The organism is Agrilactobacillus composti DSM 18527 = JCM 14202 (assembly GCF_001436375.1).
GTDB classification, from domain to species: domain Bacteria; phylum Bacillota; class Bacilli; order Lactobacillales; family Lactobacillaceae; genus Agrilactobacillus; species Agrilactobacillus composti.
On record NZ_AZGA01000018.1, the window covers coordinates 17,544 to 35,650 of the forward strand.

Annotated in this window: 19 protein-coding genes; 14 read left to right on the forward strand and 5 right to left on the reverse strand. The window is 46.7% G+C overall.

Annotation, left to right across the window (positions count from 1 at the left end; translation table 11 throughout):
- Window positions 1–12 precede the first annotated feature (12 nt).
- From gyrB to dnaA, 5 genes are all read right to left on the reverse strand, one after another.
- Window positions 13–2,046, reverse strand: a complete 2,034-nt coding sequence (gene gyrB / locus FC83_RS05040) for a DNA topoisomerase (ATP-hydrolyzing) subunit B (protein ID WP_082622564.1) — start codon at window positions 2,044–2,046, stop codon at window positions 13–15.
- A gap of 16 nt (window positions 2,047–2,062) precedes the next feature.
- Window positions 2,063–3,178 (reverse strand): DNA replication/repair protein RecF, encoded by a 1,116-nt coding sequence (gene recF, locus FC83_RS05045; RefSeq protein ID WP_035451864.1) that lies wholly within the window; start codon window positions 3,176–3,178, stop codon window positions 2,063–2,065.
- 1 nt (window position 3,179) lies between these two features.
- Window positions 3,180–3,401: a S4 domain-containing protein YaaA gene (yaaA, locus tag FC83_RS05050; protein WP_420805621.1), complete on the reverse strand. Its 222-nt coding sequence runs from the start codon at window positions 3,399–3,401 to the stop codon at window positions 3,180–3,182.
- Window positions 3,402–3,739: 338 nt separating this feature from the next.
- Window positions 3,740–4,879, reverse strand: a complete 1,140-nt coding sequence (gene dnaN / locus FC83_RS05055; RefSeq protein ID WP_057002469.1) for a DNA polymerase III subunit beta — start codon at window positions 4,877–4,879, stop codon at window positions 3,740–3,742.
- Window positions 4,880–5,055: 176 nt separating this feature from the next.
- Window positions 5,056–6,417, reverse strand: coding sequence for a chromosomal replication initiator protein DnaA (gene dnaA / locus FC83_RS05060; protein ID WP_035451896.1), 1,362 nt, complete (start codon window positions 6,415–6,417; stop codon window positions 5,056–5,058).
- Between the two features lie 533 nt (window positions 6,418–6,950).
- Here dnaA and rpmH point away from each other — a divergent pair.
- The 14 genes from rpmH (at window position 6,951) to FC83_RS05120 (ending at window position 18,005) form a co-directional block, all read left to right on the forward strand.
- The gene (gene rpmH, locus FC83_RS16850; protein ID WP_081763026.1) at window positions 6,951–7,091 is read left to right on the forward strand and encodes a 50S ribosomal protein L34; all 141 of its coding nucleotides are present in this window, start codon (window positions 6,951–6,953) and stop codon (window positions 7,089–7,091) included.
- A 99-nt stretch (window positions 7,092–7,190) separates the two neighbouring features.
- A complete protein-coding gene (gene rnpA, locus FC83_RS05065; RefSeq protein ID WP_035451862.1) occupies window positions 7,191–7,556 on the forward strand; it encodes a ribonuclease P protein component in 366 nt (121 codons plus the stop codon).
- A gap of 38 nt (window positions 7,557–7,594) precedes the next feature.
- Entirely contained in the window at window positions 7,595–8,437 is an 843-nt protein-coding gene (gene yidC / locus FC83_RS05070; protein WP_035451861.1) for a membrane protein insertase YidC, read from the forward strand.
- Window positions 8,438–8,468: 31 nt separating this feature from the next.
- On the forward strand, window positions 8,469–9,317 hold the full coding sequence (gene jag / locus FC83_RS05075) for an RNA-binding cell elongation regulator Jag/EloR (RefSeq protein WP_057002470.1): 849 nt from the start codon (window positions 8,469–8,471) through the stop codon (window positions 9,315–9,317).
- A gap of 144 nt (window positions 9,318–9,461) precedes the next feature.
- Window positions 9,462–10,853, forward strand: a complete 1,392-nt coding sequence (mnmE, locus tag FC83_RS05080; RefSeq protein ID WP_035451859.1) for a tRNA uridine-5-carboxymethylaminomethyl(34) synthesis GTPase MnmE — start codon at window positions 9,462–9,464, stop codon at window positions 10,851–10,853.
- A 17-nt stretch (window positions 10,854–10,870) separates the two neighbouring features.
- Window positions 10,871–12,778 carry a tRNA uridine-5-carboxymethylaminomethyl(34) synthesis enzyme MnmG gene (gene mnmG, locus FC83_RS05085; RefSeq protein ID WP_057002471.1) on the forward strand — a complete coding sequence of 636 codons (1,908 nt, stop codon included), beginning with the start codon at window positions 10,871–10,873 and terminating at the stop codon, window positions 12,776–12,778.
- A 211-nt stretch (window positions 12,779–12,989) separates the two neighbouring features.
- Entirely contained in the window at window positions 12,990–13,460 is a 471-nt protein-coding gene (locus tag FC83_RS05090) for a helix-turn-helix domain-containing protein (RefSeq protein ID WP_057002472.1), read from the forward strand.
- A complete protein-coding gene (locus FC83_RS05095; protein WP_035451858.1) occupies window positions 13,450–14,187 on the forward strand; it encodes an ABC transporter ATP-binding protein in 738 nt (245 codons plus the stop codon). The genes FC83_RS05090 and FC83_RS05095 overlap by 11 nt, the downstream gene beginning before the upstream one ends.
- A complete protein-coding gene (locus FC83_RS05100; RefSeq protein ID WP_035451857.1) occupies window positions 14,171–14,806 on the forward strand; it encodes an ABC-2 transporter permease in 636 nt (211 codons plus the stop codon). The genes FC83_RS05095 and FC83_RS05100 overlap by 17 nt, the downstream gene beginning before the upstream one ends.
- Window positions 14,807–14,890: 84 nt before the next feature.
- On the forward strand, window positions 14,891–15,067 hold the full coding sequence (locus FC83_RS17020; protein ID WP_156405566.1) for a hypothetical protein: 177 nt from the start codon (window positions 14,891–14,893) through the stop codon (window positions 15,065–15,067).
- Between the two features lie 98 nt (window positions 15,068–15,165).
- Window positions 15,166–15,483 carry a hypothetical protein gene (locus FC83_RS05105; protein ID WP_035451856.1) on the forward strand — a complete coding sequence of 106 codons (318 nt, stop codon included), beginning with the start codon at window positions 15,166–15,168 and terminating at the stop codon, window positions 15,481–15,483.
- A 268-nt stretch (window positions 15,484–15,751) separates the two neighbouring features.
- Window positions 15,752–16,195 (forward strand): IS200/IS605 family transposase, encoded by a 444-nt coding sequence (tnpA, locus tag FC83_RS05110; RefSeq protein ID WP_035451893.1) that lies wholly within the window; start codon window positions 15,752–15,754, stop codon window positions 16,193–16,195.
- A gap of 10 nt (window positions 16,196–16,205) precedes the next feature.
- Window positions 16,206–17,384 carry an RNA-guided endonuclease TnpB family protein gene (locus FC83_RS05115; protein ID WP_057002473.1) on the forward strand — a complete coding sequence of 393 codons (1,179 nt, stop codon included), beginning with the start codon at window positions 16,206–16,208 and terminating at the stop codon, window positions 17,382–17,384.
- 264 nt (window positions 17,385–17,648) lie between these two features.
- The gene (locus FC83_RS05120) at window positions 17,649–18,005 is read left to right on the forward strand and encodes a hypothetical protein (RefSeq protein WP_035451855.1); all 357 of its coding nucleotides are present in this window, start codon (window positions 17,649–17,651) and stop codon (window positions 18,003–18,005) included.
- Window positions 18,006–18,107: the final 102 nt, after the last annotated feature.

Below are 18,107 nucleotides of genomic sequence, written 5' to 3' on the forward strand. Positions count from 1 at the left end.
TTCACATTGGTCTTAAACGTCCAAATTGTCTACAAATGTGGCGTTATCTTCAATGAATTCCCGTCTTGGTTCGACTTTATCCCCCATAAGCATTTCAAAAACCTGGTTGGCTTCTTCGGCATCGGAGACTTCAACCCTTAACAGGCGCCGGTTATCCGGATTCATGGTGGTATCCCACAGTTGTTCAGCGTCCATTTCCCCTAACCCTTTGTAACGCTGGATCACAGGTTTAGGACTGGCGGACAATTGGGCCATGGTGGTTTTTAATTCTTCGTCGGAATCAATATATTTTCGGAATTTACCCTGGCGGACTTGATACAACGGTGGCTGGGCAATATAAACATAGCCTGCATCCACGATTGGCCGCATGTACCGATAAAACAGGGTCAAGAGCAAGGTCCGAATATGGGCCCCATCCACATCGGCATCGGTCATGATGATCAATTTATGATAACGGGCCTTGGCCACGTTAAAATCAGAGCCAAAACCGGTGCCCATGGCGGTGAATAAGGAACGAATTTCTTCGTTGGCCAGGATTTTATCCATGCTGGCCTTTTCCACATTCAAAATTTTACCCCGAATGGGCAAAATCGCTTGGGTCAACCGAGACCGGCCGGACTTAGCCGAACCGCCGGCGGAATCCCCTTCGACGATGAACAATTCTGAGATTTCGGGATCTTTACTGGAATTATCAGCTAATTTACCTGGTAAATTGCTGATTTCTAACCCTGACTTCTTCCGGGTAACTTCCCGAGCCCGCTTGGCCGCGACTCTGGCCCGAGCGGCCAATAAACCCTTGTCTACGATCGCTCTAGCTGTGGATGGGTTTTCCATCAAGAACTTACTAAAAGTCTCTGAGAAGAGCCGATCCGTCACGCTGCGGGCATCTGAGTTGCCCAGCTTGGTTTTAGTCTGGCCTTCAAACTGGGGATCAGGATGTTTGATGCTGACCACAGCGGTCATGCCTTCGCGGACATCTTCCCCGGATAAATTGTCGTCATTATCTTTAAATAAGCCGGTCCTTTTAGCATAGTCATTAATGACTCGCGTTAAAGCCGTTTTAAAGCCCGCCTCGTGGGTTCCGCCTTCGTAGGTATGGATATTATTAGCAAAGGTCAAAAGCGTGCTACGGTAGCCTGTGGTGTATTGTATGGCCACTTCCACCGTGATACCTTTTTGTTCCCCCTCCACATAAATGGGTTCTGGGAACAAAACATCCTTGTCTTCGTTTAAAAACTCCACGTAACTCTTCAAGCCGCCCTCGTAGTGGAATTCTAATAATTCATGGGTGGCTGCCCGTTTATCCGTGAAGGTCAATTTCAAGCCTTTGTTTAAGAAAGCCAATTCCCGAATCCGGGTGGTCAACGTCTGATCATCATATTCAATGGTTTCTGTGAAAATATCTGGATCTGGCTTGAAGTGGACTTTGGTGCCATGTTCATGTTCTGGGGCATCCCCGATGACTTTCATCTCGGTATGGACCTTGCCGCGGCTAAAGTCCATGTAATAGCGCTTGCCATCACGAGACACCGTCACGTCCAGTTCTTCAGATAAGGCGTTGACCACTGAAGCCCCTACCCCGTGCAGGCCCCCGGAAACTTTGTAGCCGCCGCCGCCGAATTTACCCCCGGCGTGCAAGATCGTATAAACGGTCTCTAAAGCTGGCCGGCCGGTTTTTTCTTGGATATCTACAGGGATCCCCCGGCCATTATCAGTAACGGTCACCGAATTATCCGGTTCAACCGTGACATTGATCACGTCGGCAAAGCCTGCTAGGGCTTCATCGATCCCGTTATCAATGATTTCCCAGACCAAATGGTGCAGCCCTTGGGCGCTGGTGGAACCGATATACATCCCGGGCCGCTTACGAACGGCTTCTAGCCCCTCTAGGACTTGAATTTGGCTGGCATCATAGTCTTTGGCTAATTGTTCCAAATGTTCTTCTTTAGCTTCAGCTTCTTGTTGAGAGATGGGGTGTTCTGCTTCTTCATCTTTCGCCTCAGCTTCAGCAGGTAATTCAAAATCTTTACCGTGATCCTCTGACATATATTTACCTCCATTGCTATGCTTTGATTTGACCGTTTTCAATATTAAAAATCTTTGGTGCCTTGATAATATCTTGTTTCACATTATCGATGCTGGTGGTGGTTAGAAAAGTCTGGACTTTATCTTGAAAAGCCTTCAGTAAGTGGGTCTGGCGCACGTCATCTAGCTCGGATAACACATCGTCTAAAAGTAAGACGGGGTATTCCCCAGTTTGGGCTTGGATCAAGTCGATCTCGGCTAATTTGACGCTGAGGGCCGTGGTGCGCTGTTGGCCTTGGGAACCAAAGGATTGTACATTTTGATCGTTGACGAAAAATGCCACATCATCACGGTGTGGCCCAAACAAAGTCGTTCCTTGTTCAACTTCTCGTTTCTGATTGTCTTGATAAATCCCCTTGATTGCCTGATAAAGCTGCTCTTCAGAACCCGCAAGTATTTTTGGTGCAACCAACGTCTGATATTTGAAAGTTAAAACTTCCCGCTGATTGGTGATCTCCCCGTGGATCACCGCCGCAAACTTGGCCATTTGCGCCAGCAAGTCGTAGCGCAAGTGGATCACTTTGGCCCCAAAAGCCGCTAATTGATCAGATAAGACCTCCAGATAAACCAAGTCGTTAGCCTCTTTGTACTTTAATTTACGCAAATAGGCATTACGCTGTTTTAACACCAATTTGAACTGACTTAAATTAGACAAGTAATTGGCATTCATCTGGCCAAACTCCATATCAATAAAATGGCGGCGATTGGTGGGGGCCCCTTTGACGATTTCTAAATCCTCCGGGGCAAAGAGCACCACGTTAAAATGACCCAGATAAGCGGATAGTTTGGACTGTTCCAAATGATTCACCTTGGCACGCTTGCCTTGCTTGCTGATGATCAGCTCTAAAGGCAATTTGCCCGTGCGGCGAATCACGTCGCCAGACAACCGGGCAAAATCCTGATGCCAGCCGATCAAAGCCTTGTCATTAGAAGTGCGGTGACTGCGGGTCAAAGCTAGGGCATAAATAGCTTCCAGCAAATTGGTTTTGCCTTGGGCATTCGCCCCGATAAAAATATTGATGCCCTTATCAAAATCTAAAGCCAGGGCATCGTAATTACGAAAATGAGTTAATTCTAAATGTGCCAAATACATATTAAGCCTGCTTTTGAATTTCAAAAGTTTGATCTAACACTTGAAAAACGTCCCCAGGATATAATTTTCGACCCCGGCGATTGTCAACTTCTTGATTCACCAAAACTTCATTTTCTTGTAAGAACCACTTGGCTTGACCCCCGGTGCTGATCAGGCCTTCTTCTTTAAGCGCTTGGGCCAGTGTGATATATGGTTTTGTGATTTCAATGACTTTTTGCGACACGCGCATCACCTCCAGGCACGATTGGGTTTGCTTTCACAATTAAAAACCCTATAAAAACGGTAATCTTTCCCTATTATTATAGACTTTTTTATCTTAAAAGACAAACTTATTCCTAAAAAAACCACCCTATCAGCGCATTTACCCCCAATTAGTGTCTTTTAACTCAAAAGGGCGAAAAACTACTGAGACGGGAAAAAAAGCGGTTTTTAACAATTTGGTTCAATGATTTGCTGTATTATAACAGATGGTAACAAAAAAGGTACCAACGTCAATTAACAAGACGCTGATACCTTGATATCATGCTGATTTTAGCAAGTTGGTATACCAAATTTTAAGGCTTAAAATGTTCGAACTGGAGTAATCAGTTGTACGAAATTGGCCCCATCTTCTGACGGAATTAACGTGAAAGGTCGCAGGGCACTGGTGAAGGCCATTTTGATGTTGGTTTGGCCAAAGGACCGCAACGCATCTTTCATGTAATCTGGGTTAAAGGAAATATCTAACTTCTCCCCGGTTAAGCTTTCAAATTTCAAATCTTCTTGCACGTTCCCTAGTTCTGGGGAGTTACTGTAAATCGTCGCTTGCTGATTTTCGGGTTCGAAGACCAAGCGCACCACGTTGTTTTGACTGGCGTGGGATAACAGGGAAGCCCGTTCCACAGAGGCCAACAATGTGCCTGATTCAAATTCCACATTGGTGGTGGATTCCGTTGGGATCAGGCGTTCCGTATCCGGATAGCTGCCTTCCAACAAGCGAGAGTAAAACTTGATGACCCCGGCGGTGAAGAGCACTTGATTTTCCGTGATCCGCAAGGTGACAGATTCTAAATCGTCGGTGATAATTTTGGCCAGCTCGGTCAAACTTTTCCCGGGAATGATCACGTCATATTCCAGATCATGGGGATTTTCAATGGTCAATTTCCGTTGGGACAGCCGGTGACTATCGGTGGCCACGGCCAGTAGTTCAGTATCATGGACGGTCAAATGTACCCCGGTCAAGATGGGCCGGCTTTCCTGATTGGAGACGGCAATGACGGTTTGGGAAATGACTTGTTTTAAGATATCAGCGGGAATGGTGAGCTTTTCTTCCGCACTGATTTCAGGCAGCCGGGGATAACTATTGGCATCTAAACCATTGATGTTAAAAGAAGAGGCCCCAGAAGTAATGGTGGTCTGAAAGCCATCGCTAACGGCAATGGTCATTAATTGTTCCGGGAGTTTTTTAACGATTTCCCCAAAAAAACGGGCTGGTAAAACGATGGCCCCAGTTTCGTTGATTTGTAACTGGGCATCGGGATCGTCGTTGGCGATCATGGCTTCGATGGAAATATCGGCATCACTACCCGTCAAGGTTAAGCCTTCTTCACTAAGACTCATTTTCAAACCGGTCAAAATTGGAATCGTGGCCTTACTAGCAATGGCTCTTTGTACGTCATTTAAGGTTTTAATAAACCGAGAACGATTGATACTGAATTTCATGACATAATTCCTCCTGAATCCCAATTGTATTGGTGACTTATATATTAATTAATAAGGTAGTACTAGTAGTAGAGCGGTGAATTCTGTGGAAAAGCTGGTTTATGAATTGCTGTTAAAGTTTTCCACATGTGGATAAAAAAAGGATAAGTCCAGAATAACTCTGGCAGTTATCCACATTAGCGTTTTAATAGATTTTTCAATTCCGCCACATTATTCTTCAAATCCTGGTCATCGGTGATGCTTTGACTGATCTTTTCATGGGCATGGATCACGGTGGTGTGATCCTTGCCGCCAAACTCGATGCCAATTTTTGGCAACGACGCATCCGTGAGCTCTCTGGCCAGGTACATGGCGATTTGGCGGGGAACCACGATATTTTTGATGCGCTTTTTACCCTTGATCTCGCTGACGGTAATATGATAGTACTTCGCCACGGTTTCTTGGATCTTCACGATGGATAAGCCGTTGGTGGCGTCGTTTAGCTTCAAGCTCTTCAAGGCATCCGCTGCCAAACTAGTGGCAATGGGCGCATGTTTCATAGTGGCATAAGCTTGGACACGAATCAAGGCCCCTTCTAATTCCCGGACGTTGGAATCAATTTGCCCGGCGATGTAACTCAAAGTGTCATCGGGGATGTCCAAATTTTCAGCATCGGCTTTGTTGCGCAAAATCGCGATTCTAGTTTCCAGATCCGGTGGGGTAATATCCACGGATAAGCCCCATTTAAAGCGGGAAACTAGCCGATCTTGTAATTTGGGGATTTCGTTTGGTAAGCGATCAGAAGTCAAAACGATCTGCTTTTTATCTTCATATAGGTCATTGAAGGTATGGAAGAATTCTTCTTGGGTGGCTTCTTTATCGGCGAAAAATTGCACATCATCTACCATTAAAAGGTCAACGCTGCGGTATTCCCGGCGAAAACGTTCTTGGGTATTGGTCTGAATGGAATTGACCAAGTCGTTGGTGAAGGTTTCACTGGTCACATATTTGACCTTGGTATCTGGTTTATTACTGAGCAATTGATGACCGATGGCTTGCATCAAGTGGGTCTTGCCTAAGCCAACGCCCCCGTACAAGAATAGCGGGTTGTACAAAACCCCGGGTTCTTCTGAGACCACTAAAGCTGCGGCGTGGGCCATTTGGTTGCCGGTCCCCGTGACAAAGGTCTCAAAAGTATATTTGCTATTCAAATGGGAATTGGTTAAAAAGTCCCGCTCTTCAGCCTCAGAAACCTGATTGCTGCGCTTGGTTTTTGTCGGTGCAGCCGGTTCTTGTGGGGTATCAGCGCCTGTTCCGGCTACTGTTAAGACCGGGTTGACCTCAACGCCAAAGTGGGCGTACAAATTTTCCACGATTTTGGTTAAAATGTTTTTCTCCCAATATTCCTTATGTAATTGTGATGGGACTTCAATTGTTAAGGTATTGGCCGTTAGCGAAAGCGGCTTAGCGGAGTCGATCCAAGTTTGATAGCCGATGCGCGTAAATTGCGTTTGAAATTGTTCCTTGAGATAATCCCAGATCTCATCCAAGTTTGGCACATAAACTCCCCCTTCCAAAGTTTTTGTTTTTTTATAAAAAGAAATGTTGCCCCATGCATTTTGAGTACTTGAATAGTTTAGCATTTCTAAAAAAAGTTTTCCACAGGATTGTTCATAAGATTTTTTCGTATCAACAGCCAGTGAATTTCTAAAATTAAGCACCTGTGCATAATGTGCGTTTCTGTTAAAAATTCGAGTTATCCACAAAATAAAAGTGGATTCAAAGCTAGTACCCACCGGGGGTTCACGAGTTATGAACAAGCAAAAACACAACCTGTGGATTGGTGTTATCCACAGGTGTTTGTTTGTGGATAACTTTTGGATAACCTTGTGGAAGACTCGAAATCAGTCTTATAATATTTTTTTATATACCCAGGGCTGTGGGCCAAATGTGGATAAAAAATCGGCCCTTTTTCCAAAATTTTATTTGCGTTCATCTGAAAGTATGATATTATATCTAAGTGATTGTATTTAACGGTGTACTTTATTGACTAAATTAAATCAAATTCCACCGTATTAAGGAGGTGTTAAGTTTGACAACAAAACGGACTTATCAACCTAAGAAACGTCATCGTGAACGTGTCCATGGTTTCAAAAAACGTATGAGTACTAAGAACGGCCGTAAGGTATTAGCTAGACGCCGTGCAAAGGGCAGAAAAGTATTGTCTGCATAAGGCCACTGATGATTCAGTGGTTTTTTTATTTCATTTTTTTATTAAGCTTTTGTAGTTATTTCCTATTTATACGGAAATTAAGTTAGGATAAGGATAATTATGCGTAAATCGTATCGGGTCAAAAAGGAAGCGGAATTCCAAAAGGCCTTTAAACAAGGCGAATCAGTGGCGAATCGCAGTTTTGTGATCTATCGCTTGGATGTACCTGATCAAAAGCATTTCCGTGTGGGTATTTCAGTTGGGAAAAAGATTGGCCACACGGCCGTGATGCGTAACCGCATCAAGCGCTATATTCGTCAAAGCTTGTTGGAATTAAAACCTGATTTAAAACAGGATGTGGACTTTTTGGTCATTGCCAGAAAGCCCAGCAATCGCTTGGATTTCTTTGAGACCAAGCGAAATTTGATCCACGTACTTAAGTTAGCAGGGCTGTTAGCCAAGGACTTTGAAACAGCCAGTAAGTAAGACATACATCAAATCAAGAAAATGATGAGGGAAAGCATTTGAAGAAACGACAAGTTAAGCGTTTATTATTATTTGTGAGTTTGGCGCTCTTGGTGGTTGTGTTAGCCGGGTGTACGAACTTGAATACCCCGGTCAATGCCAATAGTACTGGCGTTTGGGATCGTTATGTTGTTTACAATTTCTCACGGTTTATCATTTGGTTGTCGCAAGTCTTCAACGGCAGTTATGGTTGGGCCATTATCGTGTTCACCTTGATCATCCGGATCATTTTGTTGCCATTGAATCACTTCCAGATGAAGAGCATGCGCAAACAAATGGATCTGCAACCAGAAATGAATGCATTGAAGAAGAAGTATTCGGCTAAAGATGCAGACACACAACGTAAATTACAAACTGAAACGCAAAAATTAATGTCCGAAGCTGGGGTCAATCCCATCATGGGCTGTTTACCGTTAGTGATCCAGCTGCCATTTATGTATGCTTTGTTCCAGGCGATTTCTAGAACGAAATTACTCAGTGAAGGGAGCTTCTTATGGATGCAGTTGGGGGCTAAAGATCCATACTACATCATGCCGATTCTGGCAGCACTATTCACATTTGCAACGTCTTATCTATCTAGTTTGTCGCAACCAGAACAAAATACCACGACTCGGATCATGACCTTTGGGATGCCGATCATTATCTTGATCACCTCTATCAACTTCGCGTCGGCCATCACCTTGTACTGGGTTATCTCTAACGCTTTTCAAGTTGGGCAGACCATGTTGTTGCAAAATCCTTATAAAATCATTCGTGAACGGGAAGCTAAAGAGCAAGCCGTCAAAGACAAAGCAAAAGCACTACAAAAAGCCCGCAAGAAGGCTTATCGCCGTAAACGTTAAGCTTTGCGGTCAATTGAGTTAGGAGGCTATTATGCCAACTTTTGAAGGACGGACCGTCCAACAGAGTATTGAAAAAGGCTTAAAGGCCTTAAAGTTATCCCGTGAAGAGGTCACTGTCGTGGTCTTAGACGAGGGTAAAAAAGGCGGGTTTTTAGGGTTTGGCCGCAAACCAGCGGTGGTGCAAGTCGATGCTACCCCAAAGCCGGTGAGCCTGGAAAAACCAAAAGATCAAAAACCCCAGCCCATCGCTGACACCCCTCGCAATGCCGGGGAAGACGCAGTGGCGCAGGCTGATAAAGCTGATCCTGAAACGAAACAAAAAACACCTAAGGCTACGGCTAAACCGGCGCCTAAGGCTAAAAAAGCTTCTGGAGCCAAGCAAGGCCAACAGCAGCGGCCAAGTCGCAAGGCCGATAATAAAAAGGTCTTAAAAGACTTAGAAGCCTATATTACGTCTATCTGCGCCACCTTAGAGACCCCGGTGCAAGTTAAAGTAGCCCACGCCCGTAATGAAGTGGTCTATCAACTAGACACCAATAAAGAGGGCCTGGTCATTGGCAAGCACGGCCGCACCATCAATTCCCTGCAATACTTGGCCCAAACCTATTTCAATCATTTTGGCCGGGGGAAATTGCGCATTGTGTTGAACGTGGGCAACTACCGGCAACGCCGGGAAGATACGTTGAAACACTTGGCTGACCGGGCTGCCCGGGAAGTCATTGCCACTGGCAAACCCTATTTATTAGATGACATGCCTTCTTTTGAACGGAAGGTGATCCACCAGCAGCTGGCCAATAATAATCACGTGGATACCACCTCTGAGGGCAAAGAACCCCACCGGTATGTGATTATTTCCCCTAGCAGCGTCACAAAATTTTGACAAACCCGTTAAAACTTTGTATATTGTAAACAGCTAAATATGAACGAGCAGTCAAAGTGCTTGGTCCCCGTCTTTAATTTGAGTTAAGGATGGGGACTTTGGCACTTTTTTTATTGGATTAGAATTCAAACAGGAGGTTTTTTCATGGGCAATACCATTACGGAATATGATACGATCGCTGCTATTTCCACGCCAATTGGTGAGGGTGCGATTTCCATCGTGCGCCTATCCGGAGAAAATAGTGTGGCCGTGGCCAACGAATTATTTAAAGGCAAAGATTTAACACAAGTTCCCAGTCATACGGTGCACTATGGCCATATCATCGATCCGGCCGATGGGGATGTGATAGACGAGGTCATGGTGGCGGTTTATAAGGCCCCTAAGACCTTTACCAGAGAAGACGTGGTGGAAGTTAACTGTCACGGCGGCTTACTGGCCACCAATCGCATTTTGCAGCTGATGCTGGCCTATGGAGCCCGGGCAGCGGAACCGGGGGAATTCACCAAGCGGGCCTTCTTAAATGGCCGCATCGACTTGACCCAAGCCGAATCTGTCATGGATCTGATCCGGGCCAAGACCGATAAAGCCATGCAAGTGGCCGTGAATCAGCTGGATGGTAATTTAGCCACCCTGATCCAAAACCTGCGCCAAGAAATTCTCCAAGTCTTAGCCCAAGTTGAAGTGGGTATTGACTATCCTGAGTACGATGAAGATGAATTGACCACTAAAATGTTGTTGGAAAAGGCCAAAACGGTGAGTGCCCAGATCGACAACTTGTTAAAGACCGCCCAACAGGGGAAAGTTTTGCGGGATGGCTTAGCCACCGCCATTATCGGCCGGCCAAATGTGGGCAAATCCAGCTTATTGAACTATTTGCTCCATGAAGACAAGGCCATCGTCACTGATGTAGCCGGGACGACTCGTGATGTCATTGAAGAATACGTCAATGTCAATGGCGTGCCCTTGAAGCTCATCGACACCGCCGGGATCCACCATACGGAAGATAAAGTGGAAAAAATCGGGGTGGACCGTTCCCGTAAAGCCCTAGCCAGTGCGGAATTGATTTTACTGGTGTTGGACCAAAGTGAAGCCCTAGCTCCGGAAGACCAGGAATTATTAGACTTGACCCAAGGTAAAAAACGCATCATCTTGTTGAATAAGACGGATTTGCCTAAAAAATTGGACCCGATCGCCCTGCAACCCTATTTACAGGCCGATGAAGAACCTATTACCATTTCTATTCTCAAACAGGCTGGGACCAGCAAATTAGAAGCCCACATCAGCAAGTTATTCTTTGCGGGCATTGAGACCAACCAAAATACGGTGATGGTCACCAACGCCCGGCAAATTGGCCTATTACGCCAAGCCCAACAATCCCTGCAAGACGTGGTCAAGGGTATTGATGCCCAAATGCCTGTTGATCTGGTACAGATCGATATGACCGCTTGTTGGGATAAACTGGGTGAGATCACCGGTGACAGTGCCCCGGATGAGTTGATCACCCAATTATTCAGTCAATTCTGCTTAGGCAAATAAAGGAGACAATTTAATTAATGAAAACATATGATTCAAAGTCCTACGACGTCATCGTTGTTGGTGCCGGACACGCCGGTTGTGAAGCTGCCTTAGCCGCAGCCCGCATGGGACAAAAAACCCTGTTATTGACCATTAATTTGGACATGGTGGCCTTTATGCCGTGTAACCCATCTTTGGGCGGCCCAGCCAAGGGCACTGTGGTCCGGGAAATTGACGCCCTGGGGGGCCAAATGGGTAAAAACATTGATGCCACTTATATTCAAATGCGCATGTTGAATACCGGCAAAGGCCCCGCGGTGCGCGCACTGCGGGCCCAAGCTGATAAAGCCCAATATCATCGGACCATGAAGGATACTTTGGAAAATGAACCTAACTTGACCCTGCGGCAAGGTATCGCCGACGCTTTGGTGGTTGAAGACGGCACCTGTCGGGGGATTGTTACCAATACCGGGGCCCGTTATTTGGCCAAAGCCGTGGTCCTCACGGCGGGCACCGCTTCTAGGGGCAAGATCATCATTGGGGAATTAATGTACTCCTCTGGTCCCAATAACTCCATTCCTTCCATCAAGTTATCTGAAAATCTAGAAACCCTCGGCTTTAAACTTCGGCGCTTCAAAACCGGTACCCCGCCTCGAGTTGACGGCAATACCATCGATTATAGTAAAACTGAAGAACAGCCTGGGGATACCACACCCAATGCCTTTAGCTTTGAAACCCCGGATTCAGCTTATTTAAAGGACCAATTATCCTGCTGGATGACTTATACCAATGCGACGACCCATCAAATCATTCGGGATAATTTAGACCGGGCCCCGATGTTTTCCGGCGTCATTAAAGGCGTTGGGCCCCGTTACTGCCCATCTATTGAAGATAAGATCGTCCGCTTTGCCGATAAACCAAGACACCAACTTTTCTTGGAACCAGAAGGTCGGGACACGGAAGAATATTACGTGGGTGATTTCTCCACCTCCATGCCTGAAGAAGTCCAACAAAAGATGATCCATTCCATCGCCGGCTTAGAACATGCGGAAATGATGCGGCCGGGTTATGCCATTGAATATGACATCATCGAACCTTGGCAGTTAAAAGCCACTTTGGAAACCAAAGTCATCGCCAATCTTTATACCGCTGGCCAAATGAATGGCACCTCCGGTTATGAAGAAGCTGCGGGCCAAGGTATCGTGGCTGGCATCAATGCGGTGTTGCGGATCACCGGCAAAGACCCGCTGATTTTAAAGCGTAGCGATGCGTATATCGGCGTTATGATCGACGATTTGGTGACCAAAGGCACCAACGAACCTTACCGACTGTTGACCAGTCGGGCCGAATACCGCCTGTTGTTGCGCCATGATAACGCCGATTTACGGTTGACCCCCTTGGGCCATGAACTGGGTTTGATTTCTGACGCCCGTTACCAAAAGTTCCTGGCTAAAAAAGCGGCCATTGAAAGTGAATTAGACCGCTTAAACACCGTGCGGGTCAAACCTACCCCAGCAGTTCAAGATTTCTTGGCAGCTAAAAATGTGGCCCCCTTGAAGGATGGCGTGTTAGCCATTGATTTCTTGAAGCGGCCAGAAGTTAACTACGCTGACCTCATTAGTTTTGTGGGCCCGGCCCCAGAACCCTTAGATGCCCGGGTGATTGAACAGGTTGAAATTCAAGTGAAGTATGAAGGCTATATTCGTAAAGAAGAAGCCCAGATCAGTCGCTTGAAGCGCATGGAAGCTAAAAAGATCCCTGATCGCATCGATTATGACGCCATCAGTGGCCTGGCTACAGAAGCCCGGCAGAAATTGCAAAAAATTCAACCGGAAACCCTGGCCCAAGCCAGCCGCATCAGCGGCGTCAATCCGGCGGATATCGGCATTTTGAGCGTGTATATCCAACAAGGTAAGATTGCTAAAATTAATAGTGATGCGTCTTAATTTATTAATATGTGCGGCAACGTCAAGTCTAAATTCGGCTTGGCGTTTTTTTGTGTTGAAATTTAAAAATGGCGCTAATCGGTTCTGGGTAAGGTATTTAGCGCTAAGGTAACTATTGTTAACCAAATATGGTAAGCTCCCTTGGTTGTACCTGCCTAGGGAGCAGGTATCATAAGAGTATGAGAAGTCAGAAGAAACGGAGGTATTCGCTATGTCAGAACAAGCACCATTTGCCGGCAATTTACGCGACTTACGGGCCCATTTTGGGTACACCTTGGAACAAGTCGCTGAAGGGGCTGGGGTCACCCGGCAATCCATTGCCAAATGGGAAAGCGGCCAATCCGTCCCGGATATTATCCACGCCGACGCCCTGGCGAAGTTTTACGATGTGGCGCTAGATGAGCTGATCAACCACGACACCGCCGCCAGCGGCGTTGGCATCCCTCCTAAAGGCAAGCACCTCTTTGGCACCATCCAAATTGGCGAGCGGGGACAAGTGGTGATCCCGAAAGCCGCCCGGGACTTATTTAAATTGAAAAAAGGTGATCAGCTGGTGGTCTTAGGGGATGAAGCCGGTCCCCTGCCCGGCTTGGCGCTGGTGAAAAGTGATGCTTTTTTGGCCCAGGCGACAGCCTATAGCCATATGCTGCAACAAGGAAAGGCGGATTCCCATGACCAATAAAAACTTGTTGGTGGTTGAACACCTGACCAAAAACTACCCGAAATTCCATTTAACTGATATTTCCTTTGCCCTGGCCCCGGGGACCATTATGGGTTTGATCGGCGTCAATGGCGCCGGCAAGTCCACCATCTTAAAAAGTATTGCTGGCCTGGTGACTCCAGACGAGGGCACCATTGTTAACGCCGCTACTGACAATTTGGCAGTCATGCTGGGGGAGACGGTTTATTACCCGGAAAAGCGCCTAGCCACCATTACTGCAATAACGCGGCGGTTTTACCCCACCTGGGATGCGGCCCAGTACCGTTATTACCTGGATTTCTTTAAGCTGGATGACCACCAGCGGGTCAAAACCCTGTCAACGGGGATGCAGATCAAATACCAATTGGCCGTGGCTATGAGCCACCACGCCCCCGTCTTGATTTTAGACGAACCCACCAGCGGCATTGACCCGGTTTCCCGGCAGGCCATTGGCCAGGTGTTGCAACACTATGTGGCAGACGGCCAACACAGCATTTTATTTTCCACCCATATCACCACGGATCTGGCCGCCGTGGCGGATACCATTACCTATATCCATGATGGCAAATTGCTGTATACCGCGCCCAAAGCCGCTTTCAGCGCTCACTTCAAACAACAATTTGGCCTCAAAGCTACTGACCCCCTGAGTTTTGATGAGATCATGCTAAAAATTGAAAGGCAGGTGTTAGTTGATGCCATTCCTGATTAAAGAGTACGCCCTAGCCGCCCATCCCACCACCTGGTTCTTCCTCTGGCTGGGGGCCTTGGTCCTAGTGCCCACTTATCCCTACAGTGTCATCTTCTTTTTTGCCATGTTAGCCCCAACCCTAGATTTGGTCTACGCCAAACAAACCCAAGATATTTTGTACACCGCCCTCTTGCCTGGGGGTAAAAACGGCGTGGTTTGGGGGAAAGTGCTGTATACCTTTACGTTTCAAACGGGGATGTTACTGCTAACTATTCCCTGGGCCTGCCTGCGGACACTATATATTCAAAACAATCCCATCGCCCTCAACGCCAATGTGACTTACTTTGGGTTTGGACTATTGGCTCTAGCCTTGTTTGACTTTATCTTTTTGACCGGCTTCTTTAAAACCGGTACGAAAATCGGCTGGCCTTATTTTTGGGGCACCTTGGCCGCCCTACTGGTTTTAGGGGTCATGGAAACCCTCCCCCATTTACCAGGCTTTGCTTGGGTCAATTCAGTCCAGCCCCAAGACCTATGGCGCCAGTTGCCTTTTTTACTGGTGGGGTTAGTGGTCTTTGTGGCCAGTTTCTTTGGGACCCGCCACCGAAGCCTAAAGCGGTTTGAACAGGTAGACTTGTAGGCTTTATTCGAAAGTGGGCAGATAGCCCATAGAAACACTAGGATTACTAGGAAAATGAAAGCAGAATAAACTTTGAATTTTTAAATGAACCAGCCAAAATCAAGTTCTGATTTTGGCTGGTTTTTTGGGTTGTTGATCCGGATGCTGTGGAAAATTGCGGGCTATTTTGAAGAAAAACCGCGTTTACGGTCATTTTTCCAGCGTTCAGGACAAAGTTTCCCGCTGGCTGGAAAAGTGGGTTATCATATTGCCAAGGCATAATAAGGTTGGTTGGGCTGAGAATTTTAATGCTGCCATTCTTCTGAATCAATGCACGATATAGAAACTACCCCACTAACTTAGATTGGAATTGAATATTGATGAAAAATGTCATTGACTTGCGCTTATTAATTGCCGGCGTCGTTATCTTAATCGGCGCCATTGGATCCACAATTGTCCATAACCCCCAGTCTGCTTTGGGCTTTATAGTAACAGAGGCATTATTTATGTTTACGGAATTTATCCGGCATCAAGCTTTAACAAAACGAGATGTGGCCTGGGTGCTGGTGGCTATCTTGGCCATTGCGCTGTCGGGTGTCATTACAGGCTTGCTTAGACATGATTTTAAAGCAATGATATTAGTAGTTTTGATAAGTTTTTTGGCTGGGTGTGCCACCTATTTGAAAGGGACTGCTTAATATGGCGGCTGTAACAAACTAGTAAATCTCACAGTTAATTGGGGAGGACGGATAACAAATGATCAAAAAGAATATCATCACTGGTATATATCTAGGACTATTTATGGCAGTTAACGTTGTTATCTTAGCGCTGACCTATAAATATCAGTCAAAGCTGATTAGCTGTTTGATTTTTGAATAAAAGCGAGGAAACACAGTCTTTCAAGGCCGTGATGAATCGCTAAGCAATAGGCACCTATGGTACTTATTTGTATGCTATAATATGCCTATGAATAAAAGTGTTAATCCATTAACGCATGGTCGAACCTCGGTCTACAATCTCAACTATCACATTATCTGGGGCACAAAATATCGCAATAAGGTGCTGAAAGGGAACATCGAGACCGCCCTAAAGGAAATACTGATGCGGATAGCTCAGGATTACGACTTTCAAATCGACCACATGGAGATCGGCCAAGATGACCACATCCACTTGCTGGTAACGGCACCGCCTAAAATTTCGGTGACGAATATCGTGCGGGTACTTAAGGGTATCAGTGCTCGGCAATTGTTCCTGCGCTTCCCCGAATTGAAGTCGCGTTACTGGAAAGTGAAAAATCGTCATCTATGGTCACCAGGCTATTTTGCGGAATCAATCGGAACAACGAATCAGGATGCAGTTGCCAAGTATATTGACGATCAGCGTGAGAAAGAAAAGCAGTTACCGGAATGAGGTGCACCGCATGGTGTTGAAAGCATTCAAACTTCGAATCTATCCTAATCAGCAGCAACAGGACTATTTGGCGCGGGCCTTCGGGCACACCCGCTGGGTTTGGAACCAGATGCTGATGATGCTCTTGGCGCGCCGTGAGAACTTACCAAAACAATGGTATCTCAACAACTTTGCACTGAATTATCTGCTTACCCGACTCAAGGCAGAGACTCCTTGGCTGCGGGAAGTGGACGCCACCATGCTCATCAATGCGACCCGCGACCTGCATGACGGCTTTACGCGCTGGTTCAAGCATCAAAACCAAATGCCTAAAAAGAAGGTCCGGCGCTGGGCCCAAAGTGCCACCAGCAATGCGGTGAATGGTAATATCAAGATTCTGGACGATCATCACTTACAGGTCCCGCGCATGGGCGTCGTCTATTTTAGAGCCGGACGCCTACCTGCGGGTAAAGTCAAGCAGCTGACATTGCGCCAGAACGCAGCCGGTCAATACTATGTCGCCGTGCTATGCGAGTGCGAGAACCAAACACTCCCAAAGACTGGAAAAGTAGTTGGCGGCGACTTGGGCTTGAAGGCGCTGCTCAACCTATCCGATGGTCAGATCGAACCACTCTTCCGCTATGATAAACGACTGAGCAAGCAGCTGCACGAGTGGGAGAAGAAAATGGCTCGACGCCGAATTGGTGCGAAAAAAGCAATTGCCCGGGACAAACATGAGCATCCCGGCAATGTCCGTACCCTGGCAGATTTTGCCAATTACCAAAAAGCCCGGCGCAAAGTAGCTGCCATCAAAGCCCACATCGCCAACCAACGGGCGGATCAGCTGCAAAAATATACGACGTGGCTAGTTCGGGCGTATGATTTGATCGTCTTGGAAGACCTGAACGTTAAGGGCTTGCTTAAAAACCACAAGCTTGCCCGCGCCATCAGCAACGCCAGCTGGGGCAAACTGGTCACCATGATCCAGTACAAATGTGCCTGGTACGGAAAGCAACTTATTCTGGTGCCGCCAGCCTACACCAGCCAGGAATGTGCCGTCTGTCATGCCCGCAACCATCGGTTGGGCCTGAGCAAGGGGCAATGGCTGAAAGTGCGGGAATGGGATTGCCCTAATTGCGGTGCCCACTTAGACCGGGATGTCAACGCTGCCCAAAACATCTTAAGCAAAGGTCTTAAACAATCTGCCTAAAACGGCAACGGGTCTGGAACGAGTGCCCGCGGTTAAAAGCCATGGCCTCTACTCGGCTGAGTACCATTGCCGAGCAAGCGAGTGGTGTTCCCAGAAGCTCGTCCTTTCAAGGACGAGTAGTTCACGATAGATGATACTATTATAAGACGAATAGTAATTGACAGGAAATCGGTATTTACGTTACGGTCAGCACAAGGCTGATTTTTGAACATGGGTTGATCTATTTTCAATTGTGAGATTAACACAAAGTTTGGAGGGATAGCTATGACAATCCTGAACAAGATTCTTAGCGGATTTACCAAATTTCGGCAGAATCGTAAGCTGAATGCTACAACGGCCGGTGTGTTATTTTTAGCGGGTATCGTCGCTTCGCTGGTGGTGGGGGATGCCAAAACGGCGCTGTTGTTTATCTTAACTGGCGCGATGGTTATTTTCTTGGCTTATAATCGGGGCAGATCCTTTAGCCCTCAAGTGGTGCGGCTGATTGTGCTGGCTACGGTATTTGTACTGATTGTGGGCCTTGTTGCGGCTTGGTTGGTGGCAAATATGCGGGCGCTAATTGGATTGGTTCTGGCTGGTGGGATTATTATTTGGTTTACTTATGACCATAAAGTTGATTGATTATTTTCAAATTGCCCTAGGCATGAAGCTTGGAAAGACAAAAACGCTGGCGGCGTGCGACAAAACGGTAGTATAACCGTTTTGCGGCATTCTTCCAGCGTT